The following is a 25,382-nucleotide window of genomic DNA, read 5'->3' as shown; positions in this document are numbered from 1 at the left end:
CGAAAACGCATCAGACATGACCCGGCATTTCAGATGCAGTGACTGGCCTTGATAGGTTCAGCGCCCTGCGATCCCAATCGCCCCACGTTGAAGATGCCCAACTGATTACCTTTGTCAGCCGCCATCTGATAACAGGCTAACGCCCGGGACATATCCTTCGCTCCAAACTCGCCACCTTCAAAGGTCGAGGCCAGATAATTCATCGCATCAGCTGAGCCCATGGAAATAGCACGAATAACCTGCTCTTTTGCCTGCTCGGGATGGAGGCAAGGGCCGTTATAGTCAGTGGAGTTTCCTGAACAAAGAAACGTGGCATAGGCCAGCGCGCCACTTGGTATTTTCGAGGCCGCTTTGAACAACGCCTCTACCTTGCTCGTTTCCAACTGAGACGCCATTTGCGAAAGGCTCAGGCTTGCCGCCGACAGGCTCGCCTGCGCGTCACCCGACTCTGCAGCACAGACAAAATTTTCCAGCGACGCTTCAATCAACTCCACCGTCAGCGGGTATTGCTCAAGAAACCCTAGCCCGCCCAACGCTTCGGCACGCTGATAACAGAAGTTCTCAGCGCGGCTCATTCCCGGGTTCTCTGTTGCGACAAGATCCTTCTCACTGATCGACCAATCCTCAATCCCCTCAAGCACCCAGCACGCCTGACGAGAGAAGTTGAAGATTTTCACATTGCTGTTGCCTGCCCTTTTATCCACAACGTTGACGTGACTGTCGTCGACCTCTTCGATCTCGACTCCAGGTGTCTTGCCGGGCGTGATGGCGGCCATCAGCGGATAGTTGAAAGTAGCTCCACTGACTCCCGAGGTCGAAGGCTCAAAGGTACTTCGATCCTTTCCTGCTACCGGTTTCAACACCAGCGACTTGACCGTCATCGCAGTCAGACGGCGTTGTGATTCGCTGTTGGCGGAAAACGCTGTCAGGAACGGCGCGAACTCCTCCGAGGGGCAAGCGTCGCTGGTCGGTGCCGTCGAAGCGCTCTTATCGGATGCAAGCGCAGGGACAATCTTGTCCAGATACGCCGAGCGCTCGCGACTCATTCTAGCGATGCACGAGTTAACGGCGAACACATGCGCCGGCATCCCCGTCTCGATTTCGAATGCCTCCAAAGGGCAGTTCGCATCGCGCAATTTCAACCACGCACGTTGCGATTCTTTAACCTTCGCCGCGTACTCCGCACCCAACGCCGGATCTGCTCGATACTCAGACTCAAGTCGCGTCATTAGCTGCTTGTAGCTGACATTCAACTGCGCATCGGCAGCCTTCTTCGCCGCCTCCGAGCAGGGCACCATTTCCAGGCTTGAGGTGACATGGCTGCAATCGTCCTGCGCATAGGCCGCTGAAACTGGCAGTAGTAGCGCGGCTAGCAGGGTAAAAACAAAACGGTTCAATGTGTTCTTCCTTGAGTCATTCAGGTTTTGCGGGGGAGGCAGATTTACCCAAGTCTCCCTTACGGAAAATCTGCTCTATTTGCGCCCGCGGATTCTACTTTCACTTACCGGTCAGCTTGTCCATACCCGGTTGCAGGCGGAAGCTCTTCAGGATGTTGAGGAAGTCTTCCTTGCTCTGCTCAAAGGTTCTGACTTGTGTTGAAGCGTAATTCTCGGCCTTCAACACCATGCTCGGTTCATATCCCTTGTTGGCCAGACCTGCGGTCATGACGAATCGCTCTGTGGCCTCAGTTTCTTTGCCTTGCGGGTCCGTGGGCTTGTAATACTTGCCGCCCATGATTCCTGTGCGCGATCCGATTTGCACTTTTGAAGGGCCGAAGGTTTGAATGACGCCGGCACTTGGGAATGGGTTGCCCATGATCGGCGTGGTCAATACCGGGAGCAGATTAAGGGCTTTGCCGATGTCGTCACTCAAACTCAGGCTGTAAAGCAGGTTCGGATTGTCAGTGGGATGCCAGGCCATGGTGATCGAGTAGTGGGCTTTGCCATCATCGGCGATGAAGCCGAAGGGCAGGCAAAAGCCAGTCTCTTTGGGTATCTCAAATTCTGCGCGTGTGCGGAACCGGGCGAGCAGGTCACGGGCGGCGGGGAGTAGTTTTTCGAACGAACTTCTGTGTTCGGAATAGTCGCTTTGTTGGCCGAATGCGAAGCGATAGATTCGGTCGTCACGCCACAAGAGCACGATGAGTTTGTCGGGATAGCGAGCGCCGTAGGCGTCTGGCATGCCGAAGTCGAAGGCGGACTGCTCGGCGTAGAGTTCATCTGTTGGGTAGGTATCGAATTCTTTTTTGTAGGCTTCCAATTCAACTTCAAAATGTTTGTAGGGACGGTTTTCTCTTTTGAATTGACTTATAAAGTCCGCCAGCACAACGAGTTCGGTGCTTACTTTTCTGATTCTGGTTAATGTTTTGCGGAGATCGAGTCGTTGCTTTTGCAGTGATTTATATTTTGCGGGGGCCGAGCGAGATAAGTCACCTGTCATTATTTCTGAAATTTTGTCGATTTTGTTTTTTACTACACGTTCTTTTGCCACGGTTATGTCTGGGCGATGGCTGCTGACCAATTCGTTAAAGGTTTCTAAATCGGTTTTAGGTGAGACTTCAATGGTGACTAGACCGTATGCATCATTTGTTGGATCACTGCCGTAACTGAGCTGCTTGTCCGCCAAGCGTATATCCGGTGAATAAGTGGTGAAATCAGTGCCGGCAGTATAGGTCCATTGGTCGTTAAGCAGGTGCCACGTTAATTCTGGTTTTATGTCGAATACCGATCGCCCCAAGCACTCTGTTTGTGATTTAGACTCTCCAGTGCCGGCTTGCGCTACCAGTGAACTTATCAGCGCTGACGTAAATAAGGCATATAAGAAGTGAGTGGCATGCATCAGGGGCTTCCGTATCCAGTTGCTGATCGCTATTAACGGGACGTGTATAGCGTATTCGTTCGACGGCTAATTGCTGCGGTGCTGAGCAGATTATCCAAGTCGGACATTGAACAGATCTGCTCTATTGCGCACCGCAAGATTGCTTTCACTTACCGGTCAGCTTGTCCATGCCAGGTTGCAGGCGGAAGCTCTTTAGGATGTTGAGGAAGTCTTGCTTGCTCTGCTCAAAGGTTCTGACTTGTTTTGAAGCATAATTCTCGGCTTTCAATACTAGGCTAGGCTCCCAGCCTTTATTGGCCGTTCCGGCGGTTATGACAAAGCGTTCTGTGGAAGAGTTTTCATCGCCTTGTGGATCAGTGGGTCTGTAATACTTGCCACCCATAAGTCCTTCGCGCGAACCGATCTGCACCTTTGAAGGCCCGAAGGTTTGAATGACGCCGGCGCTTGGGAACGGGTTGGCCATGATCGGTGTGGTCAATATGGGCAGCAAGTCAAAAGCTTTGCCGATGTCATCACTCAAACTAAGGCTGTACAGCAAGTTCGGGTTGTCAGTGGGATGCCAGGCCATGGTAATTGAGTAGTGGGCTTTGCCATCATCGGCGATGAAGCCGAAAGGTAAGCAGAAGCCAGGCTCTTTGGGTATCTCAAATTCGGCGCGTGTGCGGAACCGTGCTAGCAGATCACGGGCGGCAGGAAGCAGTTTTTCGAACGAGCTTCTGTGTCTGGAATAGGCGCTCTGCTGGCCGAAGGCAAAACGATAGACGCGCTCGTCGCGCCATAGCAGGACGATGAGCTTGTGGGGGTGACGAGCGCCGTAGGCGTTTGGCATGCCGAATTCGAAAGAGGACTGTTCGGCATAGAGTTCGTCTGTTGGATAGCTGTCGAACTCTTTCTGGTAGGTTTCAAGTTCAAGTTCGAGTTTTTCAGTAGGTTTTTTTTGTTCTTTGAATTCAGCGATTAGGCCCGGTAATAAAACTCGCTCTATGGTTGCTCTACCCAACTTGTCAAATTTCTCCCTAAGCTCGTCTCTTTCATCCTCTAAGGATTTGTATTGATCAGGATCCGAGCGCGACAAGTCACCGGTCATGGCTACTGAAATTTCTTCTATTTTATTTTTTATAACTCGTTCTTTAGCCTCAACCACGCTTGGGCTATGTCTGTCGACCAATTTTTTAAATGTTTCGAAAGTAGTTTTTGGACTGACATCTATAGTGACGAGACTGTAAGCATCATTTGTTGGATCGCTGCCGTAATTAAGTTCTTTGTCCTCCAGTCTTATGTCCGGAGTGTAGGTGGCAAAATCGAGGCGATCGGTATAGTCCCACTGGTCGTTCAGTAAGTGCCATGATGTATCTTGATTGATATCAAATAGCGAGCGCCCTAGGCATTCTGTTTGTGATTTAGAGTCTACAGTGCCAGCTTGCGCTACCAGTGAGCTGATCAGCGCTGACGTAAATAAGGCATATGAGAAGTGAGTGGCGTACATCAGGGGCTTCCGTATCCAGTTGCTGATCGCCGTTAGCGTGGCTTGTAGAGTGTATTGGTAGATCATTCGCAAAACGTTCGACTACTAAGTTCCTGCAGAGCAGATTATCCAAGTTAGGCATTGAAAAAATCTGCTCTATTCACGCACCGCCAGATTGCTTTCACTTACCGGTCAGCTTGTCCATACCCGGTTGCAGGCGGAAGCTCTTCAGGATGTTGAGGAAGTCTTCCTTGCTCTGCTCAAAGGACCTGACTTGTGTCGAAGCGTAATTCTGGGCCTTTAACACCATGCTTGGCTCATAACCCTTGTTGGCCAGACCCGCGGTCATGACGAATCGTTCTGTGACCTCAGTTTCTCCGCCTTGCGGGTCCGTGGGCTTGTAATACTTGCCGCCCATGATTCCTGTGCGCGATCCGATCTGCACTTTTGAAGGACCGAAGGTTTGAATCTCGCCGGCACTTGGGAACGGGCTGCCCATTATCGGCGTGGTCAATACTGGGAGCAGATTAAGGGCTTTGCCGATGTCGTCACTCAAACTCAGGCTGTAGAGCAGGTTCGGATTGTCAGTGGGATGCCAGGCCATGGTGATCGAGTAGTGGGCTTTGCCATCATCGGCGATGAAGCCGAAGGGCAGGCAAAAGCCAGTCTCTTTGGGTATCTCAAATTCTGCGCGTGTACGGAACCGCGCGAGCAGGTCACGGGCGGCGGGGAGTAGTTTTTCGAACGAGCTTCTGTGTTCGGAATAGTCGCTTTGTTGGCCGAATGCGAAGCGGTAGATGTGCTCGTCACGCCACAGCAGCACGATGAGTTTGTCGGGGTGACGAACGCCAAAGGCATCTGGCATGCCGAAGTCGAAAGAGGACTGCTCGGCGTAGAGTTCGTCTGTAGGGTAGCTGTCGAATTCTTTTTGGTAGGCTTTCAGTTCTGCGACTAATTTATCAGTGGGACGACCCTGCTCTTCAAACTGATCTATTAGCGCTGGTAGTAGAACGAGCTCTGAACTTACTTTGTCGAGTCTCTCAAGTGACGCATTAAGGTCTTTATTTTTTTTGGAGAGCACTTGGTGTTTGGCCTGATTTGATTTCGATAATTCTTCAGTTATCTCTGAAGAAATTTCGTTGATCTCACCCTGTATTACTCGCTTTTTTGCTTCAAGTGAACCATGGCTGTGTCTACGAACAAGTTTATTGAACGTATCGATGGTGGTTTTTGGAGTGACATCTATAGTGACTAAATGAAATGCGTTGTCGGAAGGGTCGCTTCCATAGCTCAACTGCTTGTCTGCAAGATTAATGTCGGGAGAGTAACTGCCAAGGCCGGTGCCATCGGAGTAGTCCCATCGCTCATCAAGCAGGTGCCATGTAATATCTTCTCGAGTTTCAAATACGGTACGCCCGAGACATTCTGTTTTGCTCGAGTCAGATGAAGCCTTAGAAGCAGCTTGGGTGTTTTGAAAGCCCGTCATTAGGATTGTTAGAAATATGGGCCAAAAGTGAAAGTTGCGCATCAGGAGTTTTCCATCGTTTGTGTTTTGGCTGCAGATGCGATCAAGATTTTTCCGTGATTTTCACTTTGGATACTTGGCGTTATCTTGGCAAGAATAGTCATATTGAACCCAGAGTCATTATTTTCGTTTTTTGTCCAGTTGACCGGAAGAGCTGTGATAAAGCCAAGTATTTCTTCGGGCGCTTTGTCGGCGACTGGTTTTTTCCAGAATTCGCTTTCAAATGGCATAAACTCTCTTGCCCTGGCCATCGGGTTGGTAGTTTGTTTTGCGGTATTTTCTTTTTGTTTTATCCAGGTTGGCCAAATGGAATCGTAATTATTAGGGATGAAAGAGAAAGCTTTTTTGTACCGGGTTAAGTTTAGCAATGCCTGTTCTTGTATGCTCTCCCAAGTTTTTGGGGCGGCGGGTTCGTCAATCATTTTGCCTAAGAGTGTAGCTGGTTTGATTTTTACGTCCTGACCCTTCACGTCCAGAGCAAACAGCTTTCGCCATAATTTTTCTCGTAACTTTTTTACTTCAGGGCAAACAGGATGCTGTTTCTTGCCATCGACTGCTGCTGTGGCTGAGATATTGCCAGACACGATTACAGCTAATTCTGAATCTCGATCTCCCACTTGGCTGCGGTCATTGATGTTTGCGCTGCCAATAATAGCCACGCGGTCGTCAGCAATGAGTAATTTACTGTGGATATAAATCTGTTCAGTAACTGGCCGATCTAAATTTTCCCATGTGCGAAGGTTCAACAGCGTCAGATACTTCGACCACTTCATGGTTTCGTATACTTTAAGTTCGTTTGATTGCGCCTTGACAAACTCGATTGCTTTTTTCGCATGTTCTTCAGTGAACCCTCTATCCATCTGCTCCTTAATCGCCATCGCCCGCTGTACTCGTTTTATCAGGCTCTGCTCGCCCAGCGAAATGCTTTGCATCGTCAGGTGAACTTGGGTCATCAGGTTGATCGCGTTGAGCGGTCCTTCGGGGTGCACGGGAAGAACCATGTAGACATGAAAGTTCTCGCCCATTTCGATCGCGCGTTCAATTCGATCGGCCAGCGCTTCGCACAAGGGGTTTATCAGGGCGGTTTGTGGTGTTTGCAGGAGATTCAAGCTCTCGACGGTCGCCTGATTGGTCAAAACCTGCATGACGCCCTGAGTAAACGCCTCGGCCTCTTTGTTTCGTATCATCTCCGCCAATGCGAAATAATTGATTTTGTGAAGCTTCTTAGGGTCCTTTTCCACTTCGTCCAGTCGTAGCCGTTTCTTATAGGTTTCGTACCCTGGTAACCCTGAGATGCTCATCAAGCTTTGCATCGGTCCATCGACTACAGAAGGTGACTCCTTGGTTCCCTCGCCATACGCACTCTGAAAAAACTGGTTCTCAATGTAAATGAAATGCTGCGCCCCCGAGATCGCTTGCAGCATGGCCTGCATGCAATTTGCCTGAACGCCTGTCGGGGCGGAGGCTGGGGCTTTGGCGCCTGACTTGCTGGCGCCCTGGCGTTCTTCGGTTTGCATGCGCAGCGGAGCGCTTCGCAGTACTTGCATGCTCATTTTGCCCTTTGGTGCGACACGTTCGGGTTGCGCGAGGTAGTGCGGTTTGAACGGGACAGGCTCTAGGTTTTTGTCAGCGAACTTCAGCAGGCCTGCCAGAGCGCTCGGCATCTTTTGCACTTTGCCGTCGAAGCGCGCCTGCAGACTGTTCCAGCGATCAATGAAATTGCGCGACAGGTCATAAACCGAGCTGCCTTCCAGGCGCATGTGCACGTCATGCCAAGGCATGCGCGGTTGTTTGATGCTGTCGAGCATCATGCCGCCGGGTGGCAGCAGGCGGGTCGCGGGATCGGCCAGGTAGGAATAGGGCTGGCCCGTTTGAGCATCGCTCAATCGGTCGAGAACCGAGTGCAGGTAGAGGACAAAAGGGGTGGAGATCTGTTCGAATTCCGTCATCGCCTTGGCGGTGATAATCGGCGTTGGCGTGTTGTTGAGCCAGGCATAAAACGCGCCCAGCCCTGTTTGCTGGATCCACAGGCTGGTGAGTTCGCTGCCTTCGTTCAATAGCTGCTCGCTGATTTGACCGCCGGACTTAATGACTTGGCCAGCCCAGGCGGACAAGTCTTGTTGAAACTTGTCCGCCTGCGGAGCAGCGCGCTCTACCCAGGTCTGCACTTCACCCTTGAGGCGGGTGACCTGAGTTTGCAACTTGGCGCGACCCGGCTGAGTGACCGCGGTCACCGCAGGAATTTTCTGTTGCGCGCGCACCAGCCAGTTCTCGACGCGCTGCTGAATGGCCGAGGCTTGCTCCGGTTTGTTCAGCGCCACACCAATGGCCTCGCTGATGGATTTGGCTTCCTGGCGCAGTTCAGTCAGGGCACTGTCGGTTTTTTGCAGCGTCTGGACTTCATGATCAATGGTGCCGACGGCGCCATCGAGCGAGGTTTTCCATTGGCGCAAGCTTTTCTTCCAGCCTTCCAGGTTGTCTCCGGTCAACTGTTGCTGGATGAACTCGGCAATGTAGATCACACCGCCGGTAGAGTACGCAGCACCCGCACCGAGCAAGCGCAGGCCGTCCTTGCCCTTTTCGGCGAACCATTCGCCGGCGTCTTTCTTGGCTTCCCGCAGCACGTTGAACATCTTGTTATCTTTTGCCCATGCCAGCTTGCGCTGGGCCTTGCTCAAGACATCACCCTCCATCAAGGCTGCGCCGATCAACTCGACGGTGGTCATGTACGGGTATTGCTTGTGGGCTTCGATTTCCTTGATCGGCGGGATGCACGGGTTGTAAAACTCGTTGGCGGTTCGGCCTTCGGCGGCCAGACGAAAGTTGTTGTCATCGCGGCGCCCGTAGGCGAGGTCGATCCCACCGACGTAGGCGATTTCGTTGTCGATCACCACCATCTTCTGGTGATGGGAAAAGAACAGGCCAAGGGTGCCCATGTCGCTTTGCTGGATCGCCGGCAGGCACCAGACTTTTTTCTTCGCGAGACCGGCATTCAGAACAAACGCGGCCACCATGGTTTCCAGATCACCGGTATCAACGGCGGCCTTCGGCGACAGCCAAGGCATGAGGTAGATGTCCGGTGCCGCGCCTTTGTGCAGCGCATGGTGCAAGCAGTCCCACAGCCGGGTTTCGCCCTCCAGCCGCACTTCGTAGTTGATCTGCCAGCCGGAAATGAAGATGGATTTCTTAGCGTTTTTTATCGCATTGGCGACATCTTTGAAGTAGTCGCTACCGGTGGTGAAAAACTTCACTTCGTTGCCCGGGCGCTCAGGTGAGAACGCTTCGCCGTATTTGGCATTGCCTTTGATGAACCAGCCAGGAGCGGAAGTAGCGGTGTAGGCATCGCCTTCTTTTGAGTTGAGCTGGTTCAGTTGCTTGGGCTGAACGCCGTTCAAGTTGCTCATGCCTTAAATCCCTTTAATTTGTCGAAGAGTGCAATGCCGTCGGTCAGTGACAAGTTTTCGAAGGCGCTGAGTTTGTCTGTGCCGGCTTGTTCGTGACGGGCGTTGGAGTGGGGCTCGCTGCTGAAGTCCATACTTGCCAGTGCCAGCAGTTCACGCTGTTCTTCAGACCAGCCGGTGTCGGTATGTGCCTTGAGCGCAACGCATTGACCTGGATATACCAGCCAGAACATTTCCGGATTTTGTGGGTATTCGAGGGACAGCTTCTTCTGAACAGCATCGGTAAGGGTGACTTTGCCTTCGTCATCGGTTTCGCCTTTGGCGATGACGTCGCTTTCCGGCACGCGACCGATTTTTTTCCAGGTCGGCTCGCTCATTTTGATGATGCGCCACGGTGTGTTCGCCAATGCAAAGGCGCCGTCCCCCGGGCGGTCAGCCAGACGAATGTCAAAGCGCAGGTTCTTCGGCTCGACCGGCGGGACAGGCGTTCGGGCATTGCCCTGCGCGCGATCCATCAGGCTTCCGGCCTTGTCTTTATCCGCGAGCGCCGGTAGCACAGGCAGCAAGATAGCAATCCCCGAACCTGTTCCCGCAGCCCCGCCGGCGTTGATCTTTACCAGCGGCCCGACGACGGTGATGCCGCCGGCGTCGAGTTTGACAAAGCTGCCTCCCGCGTTGATCGTCAGTTCCGTTCCCGCCTCGATCACTATCTTGTCGCCAGACTTCAGGTGAATTTCTTGCCCGGCATAGGTCAACTGAGCGGTGCCCAGTTTGATGTGCTGGTTCTGGCTCACGCTAAGGTGGTCGTTGGCTTTGACTTCAATCTTGCGGTCGGCAATCGTGGTGCGGTGTTCTTCAGCCTTCAGCTCGGTATAGGTGTTCTTCACCACCGTGTCGTGACGTTCATTGCCGACCCGAATCTTCTGGTCGTGCTCAACGTTCTCATCCCAGTCACGCTGGGCATGAATGTAGATCTGCTCCGCACCTTTCTTGTCTTCAATACGCAGTTCGTTGTACCCACCACCACCCGGTGAGCTGAGCGTTTTGAACACGCTGCGCGTCTTGTTCGCCGGCAAGGCGTACGGCACCGGGTTTTCCTTGTGGTACAGGCAGCCGGTCACCAGCGGTTGGTCGGGGTCGCCTTCGAGGAAGGTGACGAGGACTTCCATGCCGATGCGCGGGATGGAGATGGCGCCGTAGCGGTCGCCGGCCCAGGAGCTGGAGACGCGCAGCCAGCAGCTGGTTTTGTCGTCGGCGAGGCCTTCGCGGTCCCAGTGGAACTGGACTTTGATGCGGCCGTATTGGTCGCAGTGGATTTCTTCGCCTTTCGGGCCGGTGACCATGGCGGTCTGGCTGCCGAGGACGCGGGGTTTCGGGTGTTCGAGGGCCGGGCGGTAGAACACGTCCCACGGGGTGGCGAGGAAGGTGTTGCGGTAGCCCTGGTGGAAATCGTCCTTGTTGTCGGTGGTGTCGCTGGTCACGCCTTCTTCGAGGACTTGCGGTTGCTTGCCTTCGTGGACGATTTCGGTGAGCAGCCACAGGTCATTCCACTCGCTGCGCGGGTGGTCGGACATGGCCATGAAGTGGCCGCTGACCAGTTTGGTCTGGTCGCCGCGACCTTCGGCCTGGCGGTAGTCGGCGCGGTGGCGTTCGAGGGCGCGCTGGCTGAGGAACTTGCCGCGCGCGCGGTCGATGAAGCGGCCGGGGTAGTCGTAGTCTTCGAGATCTGGCTCGGTGCTCTCGCCGTCCGGTTTGTAGGCCGCTTCCATTTGCAGGCGCGGTTTTTCGAAGTCGTAGTCGCGGCGCGTGGTGCGGCTGGTGCGGGTTTCCAGGCGCAGCTTGAAGCCTTTGATCACCGGTTCTTCGGCGACCATGCCGCTGCCTTGCACGTACGCGGTCGGCTGGCCGAGGTCGGGGAACACGGTCTGGTCGTCGCCGAACACCAGCAGGTGGGCTTTTTCGCTGTGCTGGAAGTGGTAGTGAATCCCCTCCTCCTCGCACAGGCGCTGGACGAAGTGCAGGTCGGTTTCGTCGTACTGCACGCAGTAGTCGCGATCCGGGCACGGCTGGCTGAGCTGGAAGCTGTAGGCGTTGCCCTTGATGCCGTGTTCTTCGAGGATCAGCGCGATGATTTTCGGCGCCGACATCTGCTGGTAGATGCGCTGATTGGTGCGGTGATGCAGGTATTGCAGTTGCGGCACCATCGACACTTTGTAGCGGGTCAGGCGCTTGCCGGCATCGCCTTGGGCGACGCGGTATATCTGCCCGTGGATGCCAGAGCCTTGCGGATCGAATGCGAGAAACGCCTGCTTGTGCAGCAGTTGTTCGAGGTCCAGATCAGGGTTTTCGCTGACCAGTTCGAGGTCGAAACGAAACGGCTGGCTGATGCCTTCGGTGCCGGTGAACGACAGTACTTGCAGGTCGCCGACGTAGTCTTCGACCTTGAGGCTGAAGTGGGTTTCGTTAGCTGGGTTGAACATAAAGTGCTCCCTGTTCGAATGTCATCCGTTACGCCCGAAGTCGCAGACGTTGCAGCCAGGACGAAGTGGCGCCCAAGGCGTCACGCAATTGTTGGGCAGTGATGGTGCGTGCTGCCGGGTCGAAGCTCAGCGCGCTTCGCAGCGCTGGCCAGCCGTGTTTCGGTAAGTTCGCCGGTGCTTGCAGTTCGCGCTCCAGGTGCTCGTCGCGGGCCTGGGTCGAGGGCAAGCGGCGGAACGGGTGTTTGCCGCCCGCCAGTTCATAGATCACGCAGGCCACGCCGTATACGTCCGCGCTGGCCGACAACGGTTGGCCCTCAAGCAGTTCGGGGGCGGCGTAGCCTGGGGTCCAGGCGTTGAAGCGTTCGCGGCTCAGGTGCGGCAGGCCGGGCATCACGCCCTCCTCTGCCTGACCGAGGCCGAAGTCGAAGAGGCGCAAGCCGTCTTCGCTGAGCATGACGTTGCTCGGTTTCATGTCACCGTGCAGCACGCCGCGACCGTGGGCGTAGGCCAACGTGTCGAGCAGCGGCAGGACGATGTCGCGCAGTTCGTGCCACGGCAGGCCGAGGGGCCGCTCGCAGAGCAATTTGTCCAGGGTCAGGCCACGCATGTATTCCATGGTGATGAAGGCCCGCTGGCAATCGGTGTCGACTTCAAAGGTGTGCGCACGCACGACGTTGTCGTGGCGCAGTCGTCGGGTCAGGGCGAACTCGCTGTAGAGCAAGGCACTGGCGTCCGGCGACTCGGCAAATTCTTCGCTGAGGATTTTCAGCGCGATGTAAGGGTCGGGATCGCCGAACTGTTCGTGCAGCAGATCCCGCGCCCGGTAAACGGCGCCCATGCCACCGGCCCCGAGCAGACGCTCGAGGTGGTAGCGACCGGCGAGTACATCCGGCAGTGCACCGATGCTGGCCTTGGTCGGCGCCAGCAAAGGCTCTGCCTTGTTTTGCTTGGCGAAGGCGAAGTAGGTCAGGTTGTTGGCCTGTTCTTCGCTCATCAGCAAGTCATCGACTGAGGATTCGATTTCAGTCATTGGCGGATCACCACGGCTGTCAGGTTGTCACGCGCGGCGCCACGCAGGGCGCCGTCGAACAAACGTTCCAGCGCCACGTGCGGCGCGCTGAGGCTGAGGGCGTTGCCGAGGGCATCGCTGCTCAGGCCCTGATACAAACCATCGCTGCAGAGCAAAAACGCATCGCCCGGATAGACCTCGAGTTCGAGGACATCCAGGGTCAGTTGTTCGGCGGCACCGACGGCTCGGGTCAACGCCTGAGCCGCCGGATGCGCCGCCGCTTGTTCGACGCTCATTTGCTGCTCGTCGATCAGTTGCTGTTGCAGCGAATGGTCCTTGGACAGCTGATACAGCCGCTGCCCGCGCCACATATAGCAACGGCTGTCGCCGGCCCAGATGCAGGCCGCGCGATTACCTTCCACCAGCAGCGCCACGACGGTGCTGCCCATGATGCTGTCGTGGCGTCCGGCGGTGACCGTCAACTCCTGCCCCAAGCGCCGGTTCAGCCAGTGCAGGCACTGGCGGATGGCTTTGAGGCGTTCGTCGAAGTCCTCGTGTTGCGGCAGTTCAGCCAGGCTGGCGACGATCAACTGGCTGGCGATGTCGCCACCCTGATGACCGCCCATGCCGTCCGCGACCACCCACAGCCCCTGCTGCGGCGAGTCGAGGAAAGCATCTTCGTTGCGCGCCCGCACCTTGCCCGGGTCGGTACGCGCCGCGCTGCGCCAGGCACTGGCCACCAGCATCAGAGCTGCACCGGCATACGGAAGGTGCGCAGCACGCCCATGTCGAACGGGTTCGGCGTGCGCTGGCTGGTCAGCAGGTAGTTAGCGCGCAGGCCACCTACATCGGCTTTCAGCACCAGCACGTCGCGACCGGTCAGGTACTCGGTCTGCATCAGGTCGAACAGACGGAACAGCGACCATGGGCCGGAGTTCTTCTCGATGCCGATCGGGCGCCCGGCCATTTTGTCCATGACCAGACTGGTGCGACCGTCTTCAGCATCGGTCGGCCATTTGAACGACATTGGCAGGATCGGACCGTGGCGGTATTCCATGGTCTTGTCGCCGAACTTGAACTCGGAACGGCTGACCGCTGGATCGAGGGTGTACGGCTCCAGTTTGAACTGCACAGTCGGTTCGGCCGGGTTGATCGAGAAGAAGCTCTGACGAATCGTCAGTGCCGCCGCCATCTGGTCGAGATACATCTTCGATACCGGCAGGCTGTGACCGTCGACGCTGCGCATGCGGTAGTTGCCCGGATCGCCGCTGACAAACGGACGCATGTAGCTGTCGAAGAAACGGTCGACGGTGCCTTGAGCGCGGAAGAACTCGCGGAAATCGCTGATCGCCACGTCGCTGGTGCTGCTGGCGCTGAACGGATAACGCTTGCTGATGGTTTTGCCATACACGCTGTACAGCTCGTTTTGATAACGACCGTTCAGGTATTGGTAAGCATCGTTGAGCACCAGACGCCACGAGTCTTCGGCCAGCACGTTGAACCACACGCTGAGCGGACGCGGCAGACGGCTGGACGCATTGCGCAGGTTGGTCAGCGCATCACGCTGGCCGCTCATGCGGGTTTTCGCCATTTCGAACGCGGCTTGTTCCGGCGTGCTGGAACGGGCCAGACCGGCCAGTTGCAGTTGCAGGTCGTTGAGCGCGCTCAGTGCAGGCGTCAGGTCCGCCGCCGGGCCGTTGTTGTCATCGAGCAAACGATGCAGCGGTTCGAAGCGGCGTTGCAGCGACTTCTTCGCGGTGTCCGGCAGGGTCTTCGCCACGTTCAGGGCCGAAGCCTTGTCCGCTGCGGCGGCGGCAAGTTTGCCAACCTTACCCAGTTTGCCTTTCTGCCCGGCCAGCGCATCAGCAGCGTCGCCAGCTTCTTCAACAGGATCAGCAGCGGCCTGGAAGCGGGTGTTCTCACGCACTTCGGTGAGCAATGCCAGCACCGGCGAATTCGCCGAGGTCAGGCCCGCCAGTTGCTCGGCGCCTTCACCGGCGTCGCTGATCGGCGGCAGGGCAACCTGGCCAACCGCTTCGCTCCAGTAGTTGGCGTAGTCGCGGAAGTACAGCTGCTCCAGTTCGACCATCAGGCGACGCAAGTCCATGTCGCTGATGCCCGCACCTTCGCCCAGCACCCAGTTGTCACGCAGGATGTCGGTAACCAGCGCCGAACCCTGTACCGAGAAATACTGCTGATAACCGGTTTGCGTGTAGAAGCCCGGGATCACGTATTCGGTGCCGATAAACAGCGAGCCTTGTGGGCCGAGGTGTTGGCTGAAGCGGTAGTCCGGCAGGTTGCGCGCCTGCTCGCGGAGCATGCGGTAAACCACCGTGGCCAGCGATTCGCTGCGCAAGACCTGACGCGCCTGAGTGACCAATTGGTCGTTCAGCGGGTAGATAAACGGCTGCTTCAGCAGACGCTCCAGATGCGTGCTCAGACCGTTCTGTACGGCGGTGTTGCCGGTGTAGCGCGTCGACCAGTCAGTGGCGACCCAGTCCTTGAGCCACGCGGCATCGCGACGATCCTTCATGTTCAACATCAGGTACGCGCGCAGGCTGTTGAGCAGGCGGTCGCGGTCCTTCATGTTGGCGCGGATCTGCCCTTCGAGCATGGTCGCAACCCGTGGCAGCAGCTGCTTTTCAAGCTCGCGCTCGTAAGCCTCTTTGACCACTGGATTGACGTCTTCGCCCTGATACAGACCACCACGTTCGTGATACGAAACGTCGCCCTTCTTCGGGAACACCTGGGTCGCGGCGTAGCTGCTGTCGAGGGTTTTCAGCACGCCCATGGCGTCATCACGCGGCGACAATGCCGTGCGTTGCTGCGTCCAGTTCTGCGCCAGATTGCGCAGGTTTTCCAGGCGCTCGTAGTTGGCCGAGAACCCGCCCGCCCAGAGCATGCCGAACAGTGCCAGTGCCGCCAGTGCGCCGACGTACAACGCACGCTGGCCCCAATGAATACGGCTGCGTTCGCGCTTGTCCAGACCGGCCAGATCGGACTCAGGGAAAATCACCTGGCTGAACAAGTGGTGGATGAACCGCGAACGACCGCTGCGCAGGGTCGGCAGCACACCGGCATTCAAGCCGAGGCTGGCACCGATGCCGGCGGTGGTCGAGTCCATCTCTTGAGTCAGGTGCGGTGCGCTAGTCAGGTAGAAACCACGCAGCTGCGTGGCACGCTGATAACGGTTGCCAGTGAACGCCATGTCGACGAACAGGCACAGACGCTCGCCGATCTGCCCGAGTTGATGCGGGAAGTCGAGGATGCGGCCACGGCGCTGAGTATCGCGCTCGGAGTGCATGCGCATGATCACTTGGCTGTTGAGGCGACGAAGCAGTTCTTCGAACTCGTTGCGCAGCACAGCGACGTCGGTGCCGACCTGATCCTTGCGGAAACTGGTGCCGAGCACCTGATCGCTTTCTTCGCGGGTCAGTTGATCGAAGAACTCGTCGAAGCCGAGCAGCTTGTCAGCCTTGCTCAGGACCAGATAGACCGGCACGTCGACGTGCAGTTTCTGATGCACGTCTTGCAGACGGCCGCGAATCTGGCGCGCGAGGGTGTCGATGTCCTGCTCACTGCCACCGAGCAGGGTTTCCACCGGAATGGTCACCAGCACGCCGTTCAAAGGACGCCCGCGACGACGCTTGCGCAGTAGCTCCAGCAATGTCGTCCAGGCGCCGCCGTCGACTTCCACATCCGGTTGCGTGGTGTAACGCCCGGCGGTGTCGATCAGCACACCGTGGTCGGCGAAGTACCAGTCGCAATGACGGGTGCCGAGGGTGTCGCGGGTCAGCTTGCGGTCGATCTTGTTGATCGGGAATTCCAGACCGGAAAAATCCAGCAGGCTGGTCTTGCCCGAGGCCTGCGGACCGATCAGCAGGTACCACGGCAAGTCACTGCGCCAGCGCTCGCTGCGGCCGCGATACAGGCTCGAGGTCTTCAGGGTTTTCAGCGCGTCTTTGAAGCGCGCCTTCAACTCTTTCTGTTCTTCGTCGATCAGCTCTTCGCGGCGAATGCGGTCCTGGCCGTCCTCGCTTTCTTCCTCGGCTTTCTTGCGGATACCCGAGCGCCAGCTGACGAAGACCATGGTCAGGCCCCAGATCAGGAACAGCACGGCAATGGTCAGCAAGCGAGAGGTCGAGCTCTCCCAGAACTTGTAGTCATCAACCGCCAACAACGGGCCGACGAACCACACCAGCAGCGCCACGAACAGCACCAGCAGCAAGGTCCAGACCCAGGTCTGGCGCAGGAAGGCGCCGACTTTCTTGAAAAACTTTTTCATCACACGTCCCTGTTTACGGCTGCGACTGCGGTTGCACCGCGGCCGGATCAAGCGGCTGATAAGGTTGCAGAACGGTGTCGCGCTGCTCGCCCAAGACCCAGGCGAAGCCCGAATACATCACCACCAGACAGACGAAAGTGAACAACACCACCATCCACGCCGGCACGATGCGCACCAGGTTACGACGCTGATCGTTCAAGCCTTCCCAGTGCGGCGACAACTCGCGCGGCACGTCGCCACGCAACTGACGGATCTGCCGATACAGAGCATCGCGGATGCCTTCAAGTTCGAGCATGCCGCGTGCCTGTACGCGGTACTTGCCCTCGAAACCGAGGGACAGGCACAGGTACATCAGCTCGAGCATCGGCAAGTGCTTGACCGGGTTCTTCGACAGTCGATCGAGCAACTGGAAGAACTTCTCGCCACCGAAGGTTTCGTTGTGGAAGCTGCTCAGCAGGCTCATCTGCGACCATTCGCTTTCGTTGCCCCACGGCGTGGTCACGACAGCTTCGTCGACCACGGTGCAGAGCACGTAACGCGCGGCCATCACCTGGCTGCTTTCGGCGCCGTTGTGCAGGGCGCGTACTTCAAACAATTTCAGCCCGGCAGTCAGACGCTCGTTGAGTGCGTACAAGTCTTCGCGGGTTTCGCTGTGCTTGAGGCGCACCACTTCCGAAAGCAGCTCGGACGAAGCAGCGACCAGCGAATTGAGGCTGATGTTGAACGCTTCGGCCGGGCGCAGGCGCGCGGCGTAGATCATGCGTTCTTCCAGTTGCTCGAAACGCGGCGGCGCGGCGAAGTCGGTCAGCGGACTCGATGCCGGTCCGTGGCCTTGACGATCGAGCAGGACGGTTTTGTCGTCCTGGTTGTAATCCGTTTCCTTGATCATGTCGGTCAGTTCCTGATGGCCCAGAATTTCAGTTCAAGCTCGGCGAATTCGCCGGACACGTGGAACGCGAAACCGCCGGAGCGCTCGAGTTGTGCCAGGTCTTCGGAACTGAGTTCGAGGATGAAATAGGTTTTGTTCGAATGGAACGCGATCTGCCGCGGGGCCACCGGCAACGGTTTGACCTTGATCCCCGGCAAGTGCAGGTTGACCAGTTGGCGGATACGCTCCACCGGTCCGACCTTGAGGTGCGCCGGCAAGCGGTGGCGCAGTTCTTCGGAGTCGCAGTTGGCACTGGCCGCCAGCACGAACGACGCCGAGCCAAGCAGTTTGTGGTCGTGCAACGGCGAGACGATGATGCCGTACTGACGCGCTTGCAGGATCAGTTCGATGGCGTGCTGTTCGAGCACCATCGACAGCACCTGACGAATCGCTTCCATCAGTTTGCGGAAGCTCCCACCCTGGTCAGCGTGGGAATAGCGGCTGTCCAGACGCGGGCGTTTGCTTTCGCCGGAGAAGGTCGCCAGATCGCCGAGCATGGTCAGCAGCGTGCGGTACAACTCTTCCGGGTGCACCTGCTCCAGACCGAGGTAGTGGCGCAGCAGCAATTCGGTACGGTTGATCAGTTGCAGCATCATGAAGTCACCGACTTCGGCACCGCCGACCTTGCCGTTGGAGCGAATCCGCTCGGCAATCGTGTCGCCACGGTGGTTGAGCATGCTGATGACTTCTTTCAGGCACGACAGCAGGTAGCTGGAGGCGTGAGCCTGAATGTAGGTCGGCACGAAATCCGGGTCGAGGCTGATCACACCGTCGGGCGTGGTGTCGAGCACGTCGCAGATCTTCAGCTTCACGTAGGCCTGATCGCTCTGCTGCTCGCCGAGCAACAGTTTGAAGTCCGGGCGACCGCAGCTGACCTGGCTGGCGGAATCGTCGCCGGCGTTGGAGTCGGCCACTTCGGCGTCGTACGCGGTGTAACGCGCGAGCACGTCGGACTGCTCCGGACGGCGCGACTCGATGTGGTTGCCGGTGACCAGCGGCAGCGCCAGGTAGATCGGCGTGTTGCCGGTGTTCGGCGGTACGTCCAGCGCCAGCGGCTCGGTGTTGCCACCGAGTTCGAACAGGCTGCCGTCCGGCAGAATCCCCGAGGCTTCACTGATCACCAGTTTGCCCATGTTAAGGAACTGCAAGTCGATCTCCAGATTGAGGAAACCCCAGGTGTAACCACCCAACAATTGCGTGCGGGTTTTCATCTGGTGATCGTAATAACGATCGTTGTGCTGGAAGTGCTGCGGACGCAGCAGCATGCCTTCCTGCCAAATGACTTTATGGGTATTCATGATCAGTCATCCGCCTTGGCGAGCACTTGATTGGTGTTGCGGATGCCGGTCTGATCCAGAGTCAAATCGACTTCGGTAACTTCCAGCGGAGTGATCTGAACGGTGTGGCGCCATTGGGTGTCGGGCAAGTCGCGGTAAGCGGCGAGAACGCCCACATAAAGGCTGCCCTCTTCCACCTTGAGCTTCATTTCCACGGTTTCACCCGGGCGCAGCTCGAGCTCTTCGCTGGCCACCAGATCCGGGTTGAGGGATTCCTTGGCGCGCTCGTAGAGGCTGAAGAAGTCAGCGTTCTCGAAGGTCACCGGGTGCTTGAGTTCGAACAGGCGCACGACGATCGGCGACGGCCGACCGTTGAGGTCCGGGTTGAGCTGATCGCTGCCGGTCAGCTTGAGGTTGATCTTGGTCACTTTCGAGTACGGCGACAGCGACGAACAACCGGCGAGCAGCACCAGCACGGTCAGCGCAGTCAGCGTCTTGAAAAAAGCGGTCGAGCGGCGAGACATGCGCATCATCCTTGGTGGTCGGTGTGGAGGGTGGAGATCAGGCGGATCTGTTCTTCGTAAGCCTGGGCGAAGTCGCGGGCCAGCAGACGCTCGCTCCAGTCATCGTCCTGACGCAGCGCCTGGTGATAACGGCCGAACGCTCTCCAGCGTCCGCCCGAGGTGGCGATCAACGGCTTGTTGTCGCGCTCGAAACGCAGGGTCAGTTGCTCCGGCGAGAAGTGCTCCAGCGTGCCGCGCACGGCGGCGCGGCTGGCGGTCAGCAGTGCCACTTGATGCGCCTGTAGATCGCGGAACGCGCGGGAGATGGCTTGCTCGGCCGGCAGATGGCCGGGCTTGCTCGGCTGCAACAGAATCTGCAGGGCTTCGCTCGGATCGACGGCGAATTTCAGCGGGTTCTTGTTGGTGCCTTGCACGGTGGTCTGGGCCAGACGCAATTCGTTTTTCAGCTCCGAGCGGGTACGCAGGCTCTGCTGCAATCCGCCGATGCTTTGGCGCAGCAAACGCGCAGCGTTCAGCGCCAGGGCTTCGCGTTCGTCGTGGCTGAGGCCTTTGACGTCGACACCCAGCGCTGCACCGAAGTGCTCCCAGAAACCTTCGCTCTGACGCTCAACGGCTTTCGGTGCCGGAGCGGGTTCAGGTTCGGCGGGCGCGGCAATCAGCTCCGGCACCATCAGGCTTTCCATGTCGATGCGCGCGTAGTCGGCACGCTGACGGGAGTCCTCAGGCTTGGTGTTCGGCGCCAGCAGTTCGTCGATTTCCGAATACACACGCTCTTGCTGCTCGAGAGCATTGAGCGGGTCGAGATCGAGGAACGCGTCGTCAGGAATGATGCTGCCGGCAGCGCGCGGGCGGCCGACTTCACCGTCGAAGGTCGCCGGGTCGCGCACCAGCCGCGCGCGAATTTCGAAGTCACCCAGCACGTAGGTGCTGCCGTGCTCGATGCGCACCGGTTCGCCTTTGTGCAGGCGTGCGCCGCTCTCGCCGTCCTGGACACCGTTGCTGCTGGTGTCGGTGAGGAAGAACGTGCCCTCGCGGTAGCTGACAATCGCGTGGTGATTGGACAGGTGACGCTTGCGGTCAGGGATGATCCAGTCGCAGTCCTCGCCCCGCCCGATCACGCCGCCGGCCTGTTTAAAGGTCTTCTGGCACAACTCGGTGGGCACGAACTGCTTGGTGTTCAGCATTTCGAAAACCAATTCCATGTTTGATGCTCCTTGCGGTCACTTGCCGCGATTGACCGCTTGCGGATCACCCAACGGGCGATAGTCGTTGTCGTTGAATTTGTAATTGCCGCTACAGCCGCCCAGGCCGCATAGAACGACGAGGGTCAGCAGGACAGCTTGCCAGTGACGAACAGACATCAGAGGGTCTCCAGGGGTAGACAAAGCACAAAGCGCCGACCCTTGCGGGCGGCGCTGAAATTGGTTTTTGCGAGGATTTCGATGACGTTTTGCCTACCCATCGAAATCTCCCAGATTGATGTTCAGACGGCCGAGCCGATACAGCAGCGTGCGTCGCGGCAGGCCCAGTTCGCGGGCGGCGAGGGTCTGGTTGCCGTCGTTCTTGCGCAGGCAATCGAGCAATAAAGTGCGTTCGACCTGCTCCAGACGTTCGCGCAAATTCAGGTGGCTGTTGTCTTCCGGCATTGCCTCCATGCGCAGGGAGAAATGCTCGGCGAGCAACTCGCCGCCTTCGCACAACAGCACCGCACGCTCGACCAAGGCCTTGAGTTCACGCACGTTGCCGGGGAAGTTGTAGCCGGACAGATGCTCCAGCGCCGCACTCGACCAACGCACCGGATCGCGTTGCAAATACGTGCAGGTCTTCTCGGCGAAGTGCTGGGCCAGTTCGAGGATGTCGCCTTCACGCTGACGCAGCGCCGGCAGCTCGATCGGGAATTGCGCGAGGCGGTAGTACAAGTCCTCGCGGAATTTGCCTTCGCTGACCAGCGTCGACAGATCGCGGTGGGTCGCGGCTATGATGCGCACGTCGATCTTGTGCGTGTCGTTGGAACCCAGCGGACGAATCTCGCCTTCCTGCAACACGCGCAAGATCTTCGCTTGCAGCGACAACGGCATGTCGCCGATTTCGTCGAGCAACAGCGTGCCGCCATTGGCCGCATCGAACAGGCCGGCGCGGTCGCGGTCGGCGCCGGTGAAGGCGCCTTTGCGATAGCCGAACAGTTCGCTTTCCAGCAAGTTTTCCGGGACCGCCGCGCAGTTCTGCACGATGAACGCCTGCGACCGACGCGGGCCGCAATCATGAATGGCCCGGGCGACGACTTCCTTGCCGGTGCCGGTTTCGCCGCGCAACAACACGGTGTACGGGCTGTGCAGGACTTTGCTGATCAGCGAATGGGTCTGGCGCATCGCCGTGCTTTTACCGATCAAGCCATAGCCACTGATGCTCGGCACGCTGCGTGCCACCGTGGTCGATTCCGCCAGCGGCTGACGCAGGCGTTGCAACAAATGCAATTGGCCAAGCACGAACGAGCCGAGCTGGCCAAGGGAATCAGCGAAGCCTTGCAGGTGGGTACGACGACGGCTGGCGCATAGCAGCAAACCTTCAACAGCTTTGTGCTGATTGACCAGCGGCACGCACAACAGCGACTGCCACGGCGAGGTCGCCGCCGGCAGAAAACTGGTTTCGTGCAGGCTGCCGCTCAAGTCGTCGAGGCACACCACGCGGTTCTGGCACAGGGCGAATTGCAGCAGTTGCTCACCGTTGTAATCCGCCGGCAGGCTCGCCGCTTCACGCGGTTGCAGGGCGCCGTCGAGGCATTCGGCGTTCATCCCCAGGCACGTGTGGGTGGCGTCGAGCAGATACAGCTGCGTCAATTCGCAACCGCTCAACTCGGCCAGACCGCGCACGAAGTCACCCAGCAACGCAGCACCGTCCGCCGCCCGCGACAGACTGGCGAACTGCGCCAGCAACGCTTCGGCATAGACCAGCGGCTGCGGCACCTGAGTGAACATCACACCCACCTCAGGCGAACTCGCAGGTCACGCTGGCTTCGCCGTCGAGCGTGGCGTGCACGCGCTTGAGGCTTTCGCCGGTGGCCATGGCGTCGAGCAAGCGGTCAGCCACCAGCGGCAACACGTGTTGATCGAGCAGATGGTCGATCAGACGCGCGCCGCTGTCGCTTTGCGTGCAACGCTCGGACAGGTGATCGACGAGGTTCTGGCACCAGCTGAAATCCAGCTGACGACGATTCAGGCGCTCGCCGAGACGACCGAGTTTGATCTCGATCAGCTCGCGCAGCACCGGGCCGCCAACCGGGTAGTACGGCACCACTTTCATCCGCGCCAGCAGCGCCGGTTTGAAGTGTTTGCTGAGTACCGGGCGGATGGTTTCTTCGAGGACTTCAGCGGTCGGGCGTGCGCCGTTCTCGCAAAGGTCGCTGATCTTGTCGCTGCCGAGGTTCGAGGTCATCAGGATCAACGTATTGCGGAAGTCGATCTCGCGACCCTCGCCGTCGTTGGCCACGCCTTTGTCGAAGATTTGGTAGAACAGGTTGAGCACATCCGGGTCAGCCTTTTCGACTTCATCGAGCAGCACCACCGAGTACGGTTTCTGGCGTACGGCTTCGGTGAGCATGCCGCCCTCGCCGTAACCGACGTAACCCGGTGGCGCGCCGATCAGGCGGGAAACGGTGTGCTTCTCCTGGAATTCGGACATGTTGATGGTGGTGATGAAACGATCACCGCCGTAGAGCAAGTCAGCGAGGGCCAACGCAGTTTCGGTTTTACCGACGCCGCTCGGGCCGACCAGCAGGAACACGCCCACTGGCGCGTCAGGTTTGTTCAGGCCGGCAGCGGTGGCGCGCATCGAGCGGTCCAATGCGTGCACGGCTTGTTCCTGACCACGGATGCGCGTGCGCAGGTCGGTGGCGAAACTGGCGACCTTGGCGTTGTGCTCGCGGGCCAGTTGCGCCAATGGCACGCCGGTCCAGGCGCTGATCACTTCGGCGACCAGACGCGGGCACACTTCGAAGCTGACCAGACGCTCTTTGACTTGAGCGGCGGTCAAGGCGCTGTGGGTTTCGTTGAGTTGGGCTTCCAGCGCTTCGACGCTCTGGCCTTCTTCGACTTCGGCGGCAACGGTTTCGATCACGGTGCCTTCGGCGTCTTCTTCAACGGTGACCACGGGTTCGACCGCTGCAGCTTCACGAGCCCTGGCCAGTTGCTGACGCAGTTCCAGCAGGCGCTCGGCCAGTTGCTTCTGCTCAGTCCACAGGGCTTCCAGCGCGACCATTTCAGTTTCGGCTTCGTCGAGACGCGCTTCCAGTGCCTCCAGCGCTTCGTGGTCGATCAGCAGACCGGCCTCGGCATCGCGGCGCAGGGCCTGACGCTGACGGCCACCTTCAGCCAGTTCGCCACGCAGGCGCTCAAGGCTTTCCGGAGCAGCGGCGAGGCTGATGCGTACGCGGGCGCAAGCGGTGTCGAGCACATCGACAGCTTTGTCCGGCAGTTGTCGACCGGCCAGATAACGCGCAGACAGTTCCGCTGCCGAGACCACCGCGTCATCCCGCAAGTAGATGCCGTGGCTCTTCTCGTAAACCTGGGCCAGACCGCGGAGGATGGTCACCGCTTCGCTGACGGTCGGTTCGTGCAGTTGCACCGGTTGGAAACGACGGGCCAGCGCCGGGTCCTTCTCGAAGTATTTCTTGTACTCGGCCCAAGTGGTCGCAGCGATGGTGCGCAGTTCGCCACGGGCCAGTGCCGGCTTCAGCAGGTTGGCCGCGTCGGAACCGCCCGCGTTGCCGCCCGCGCCGATCAGAGTATGAGCTTCGTCGATAAACAGAATGATCGGCTTCGGCGAGGCCTTGACTTCGTCGATCACGCCTTTTAGGCGACGTTCGAACTCACCTTTGACGCTGGCGCCGGCCTGCAGCAAGCCCATGTCCAGCGACAGCAGTTCAACGCCCTTGAGCACTTGCGGTACTTCACCGGCGGCGATGCGCGAAGCCAGACCTTCGACGATGGCGGTCTTGCCGACACCGGCCTCACCGACGACGATCGGGTTGTTCTTGCGGCGACGGGCGAGGATGTCGACCATCTGCCGGATCGCGCCATCACGGCACAGTACCGGGTCGAGTTTGCCGTCGCGGGCCTGTTGGGTCAGGTTGTGGGTGAAACGCTGCAACAGCGATTCGCCCTGTGCCGCTGGTTTGCCATTGGCCGCCGGTTGCTCTTTTTGCGACAGGGCAAATTCCTTCAGGCGATCGATATTCAGCTTGGCGAGCAGCGGCTGATAACGGCTGCCGGCGTAGCGCATCGGGTTGCGCAGCAGCGCAAGGATCAGCGCGGCGTCTTCGACCTGGGTCTGGCCCAGTTCGAGATTGGCCACCAGCAGCGCGTCTTGCAGCCACTGCACCAGTTCCGGGGCGAACACCGGGTTACGCGAAGCGCTGTGTTCGACGCGCGATTGCAGCGCGGCGCTGAGTTCACTGGCGTCGACGTCTGCATCCTGCAGTGCGCGCGACAACAAGCCATTCGGGCGCTCGAGCAGGCCGAGCATCAGATCTTCGACGAGGATCTTGCTGCCACCACGGGCCACGCAACGCTCGGCCGAACGTTCCAGATCACGACGGGTTTCGGCGTCCAGCGCCTGGATGAGTTGTTGCAGGTCTACGTTGATCATGGCTCAC

The 25,382-nt window shown here is 58.3% G+C and carries 15 protein-coding genes and 1 pseudogene; all 16 read right to left on the bottom strand.

Features of this window, described 5'->3' with window-relative positions; genetic code table 11:
• Window positions 1-29 precede the first annotated feature (29 nt).
• Window positions 30-1,397, bottom strand: a complete 1,368-nt coding sequence (locus tag ACW9IR_RS04425) for a lysozyme inhibitor LprI family protein (protein WP_110718134.1) — start codon at window positions 1,395-1,397, stop codon at window positions 30-32.
• Window positions 1,398-1,497: 100 nt separating this feature from the next.
• Window positions 1,498-2,838, bottom strand: coding sequence for a T6SS immunity protein Tli4 family protein (locus ACW9IR_RS04420; RefSeq protein WP_457461859.1), 1,341 nt, complete (start codon window positions 2,836-2,838; stop codon window positions 1,498-1,500).
• Between the two features lie 145 nt (window positions 2,839-2,983).
• The gene (locus ACW9IR_RS04415) at window positions 2,984-4,324 is read right to left on the bottom strand and encodes a T6SS immunity protein Tli4 family protein (protein WP_146033693.1); all 1,341 of its coding nucleotides are present in this window, start codon (window positions 4,322-4,324) and stop codon (window positions 2,984-2,986) included.
• Between the two features lie 160 nt (window positions 4,325-4,484).
• Window positions 4,485-5,831 (bottom strand): T6SS immunity protein Tli4 family protein, encoded by a 1,347-nt coding sequence (locus ACW9IR_RS04410; protein WP_110718136.1) that lies wholly within the window; start codon window positions 5,829-5,831, stop codon window positions 4,485-4,487.
• A complete protein-coding gene (locus ACW9IR_RS04405) occupies window positions 5,831-9,232 on the bottom strand; it encodes a hypothetical protein (protein ID WP_457461856.1) in 3,402 nt (1,133 codons plus the stop codon). Before ACW9IR_RS04405 ends, ACW9IR_RS04410 begins: the two co-directional genes overlap by 1 nt.
• Window positions 9,233-9,690: 458 nt before the next feature.
• Window positions 9,691-11,709, bottom strand: a pseudogene (tssI, locus tag ACW9IR_RS04400) (type VI secretion system tip protein TssI/VgrG); the annotation flags it as partial.
• Between the two features lie 28 nt (window positions 11,710-11,737).
• Window positions 11,738-12,739 (bottom strand): serine/threonine-protein kinase, encoded by a 1,002-nt coding sequence (locus ACW9IR_RS04395; RefSeq protein WP_457461854.1) that lies wholly within the window; start codon window positions 12,737-12,739, stop codon window positions 11,738-11,740.
• Entirely contained in the window at window positions 12,736-13,464 is a 729-nt protein-coding gene (locus ACW9IR_RS04390; protein WP_038359322.1) for a PP2C family protein-serine/threonine phosphatase, read from the bottom strand. Before ACW9IR_RS04390 ends, ACW9IR_RS04395 begins: the two co-directional genes overlap by 4 nt.
• Entirely contained in the window at window positions 13,464-17,003 is a 3,540-nt protein-coding gene (gene tssM, locus ACW9IR_RS04385; protein WP_457461852.1) for a type VI secretion system membrane subunit TssM, read from the bottom strand. Before tssM ends, ACW9IR_RS04390 begins: the two co-directional genes overlap by 1 nt.
• 13 nt (window positions 17,004-17,016) lie before the next feature.
• Window positions 17,017-17,892: a type IVB secretion system protein IcmH/DotU gene (gene icmH, locus ACW9IR_RS04380; RefSeq protein WP_016985783.1), complete on the bottom strand. Its 876-nt coding sequence runs from the start codon at window positions 17,890-17,892 to the stop codon at window positions 17,017-17,019.
• Between the two features lie 5 nt (window positions 17,893-17,897).
• Window positions 17,898-19,229 carry a type VI secretion system baseplate subunit TssK gene (tssK, locus tag ACW9IR_RS04375; protein WP_007920300.1) on the bottom strand — a complete coding sequence of 444 codons (1,332 nt, stop codon included), beginning with the start codon at window positions 19,227-19,229 and terminating at the stop codon, window positions 17,898-17,900.
• 2 nt (window positions 19,230-19,231) lie between these two features.
• Complete coding sequence (tssJ, locus tag ACW9IR_RS04370) at window positions 19,232-19,732, bottom strand: type VI secretion system lipoprotein TssJ (protein WP_007920299.1); 501 nt, start codon at window positions 19,730-19,732, stop codon at window positions 19,232-19,234.
• A 5-nt stretch (window positions 19,733-19,737) separates the two neighbouring features.
• Entirely contained in the window at window positions 19,738-20,934 is a 1,197-nt protein-coding gene (gene tagH, locus ACW9IR_RS04365; RefSeq protein ID WP_064116459.1) for a type VI secretion system-associated FHA domain protein TagH, read from the bottom strand.
• 18 nt (window positions 20,935-20,952) lie between these two features.
• Window positions 20,953-21,093 (bottom strand): hypothetical protein, encoded by a 141-nt coding sequence (locus ACW9IR_RS04360; protein ID WP_007920296.1) that lies wholly within the window; start codon window positions 21,091-21,093, stop codon window positions 20,953-20,955.
• 93 nt (window positions 21,094-21,186) lie between these two features.
• Window positions 21,187-22,707 carry a sigma-54 interaction domain-containing protein gene (locus ACW9IR_RS04355; RefSeq protein WP_457461848.1) on the bottom strand — a complete coding sequence of 507 codons (1,521 nt, stop codon included), beginning with the start codon at window positions 22,705-22,707 and terminating at the stop codon, window positions 21,187-21,189.
• Between the two features lie 10 nt (window positions 22,708-22,717).
• The gene (gene tssH / locus ACW9IR_RS04350; RefSeq protein ID WP_457461846.1) at window positions 22,718-25,375 is read right to left on the bottom strand and encodes a type VI secretion system ATPase TssH; all 2,658 of its coding nucleotides are present in this window, start codon (window positions 25,373-25,375) and stop codon (window positions 22,718-22,720) included.
• Window positions 25,376-25,382: the final 7 nt, after the last annotated feature.

The sequence above is a fragment of the Pseudomonas sp. SDT291_1_S447 genome, assembly GCF_054070155.1.
This window is presented reverse-complemented; position numbering and strand designations above follow the sequence as displayed.

Bases quoted from the DNA above. Each gene is read 5' to 3' on its own strand.
- ACW9IR_RS04410 (WP_110718136.1), bottom strand. From the start codon at position 5,831: ATGCGCAACTTTCACTTTTGGCCCATATTTCTAACAATCCTAATGACG.
- tssM (WP_457461852.1), bottom strand. From the start codon at position 17,003: ATGAAAAAGTTTTTCAAGAAAGTCGGCGCCTTCCTGCGCCAGACCTGG.
- ACW9IR_RS04355 (WP_457461848.1), bottom strand. From the start codon at position 22,707: ATGTTCACTCAGGTGCCGCAGCCGCTGGTCTATGCCGAAGCGTTGCTG.
- tssH (WP_457461846.1), bottom strand. From the start codon at position 25,375: ATGATCAACGTAGACCTGCAACAACTCATCCAGGCGCTGGACGCCGAA.
- ACW9IR_RS04405 (WP_457461856.1), bottom strand. From the start codon at position 9,232: ATGAGCAACTTGAACGGCGTTCAGCCCAAGCAACTGAACCAGCTCAAC.
- tssK (WP_007920300.1), bottom strand. From the start codon at position 19,229: ATGAATACCCATAAAGTCATTTGGCAGGAAGGCATGCTGCTGCGTCCG.
- icmH (WP_016985783.1), bottom strand. From the start codon at position 17,892: ATGATCAAGGAAACGGATTACAACCAGGACGACAAAACCGTCCTGCTC.
- ACW9IR_RS04360 (WP_007920296.1), bottom strand. From the start codon at position 21,093: ATGTCTGTTCGTCACTGGCAAGCTGTCCTGCTGACCCTCGTCGTTCTA.
- ACW9IR_RS04420 (WP_457461859.1), bottom strand. From the start codon at position 2,838: ATGCATGCCACTCACTTCTTATATGCCTTATTTACGTCAGCGCTGATA.
- tssJ (WP_007920299.1), bottom strand. From the start codon at position 19,732: ATGTCTCGCCGCTCGACCGCTTTTTTCAAGACGCTGACTGCGCTGACC.
- ACW9IR_RS04390 (WP_038359322.1), bottom strand. From the start codon at position 13,464: ATGCTGGTGGCCAGTGCCTGGCGCAGCGCGGCGCGTACCGACCCGGGC.
- tagH (WP_064116459.1), bottom strand. From the start codon at position 20,934: ATGGAATTGGTTTTCGAAATGCTGAACACCAAGCAGTTCGTGCCCACC.
- ACW9IR_RS04415 (WP_146033693.1), bottom strand. From the start codon at position 4,324: ATGTACGCCACTCACTTCTCATATGCCTTATTTACGTCAGCGCTGATC.
- ACW9IR_RS04395 (WP_457461854.1), bottom strand. From the start codon at position 12,739: ATGACTGAAATCGAATCCTCAGTCGATGACTTGCTGATGAGCGAAGAA.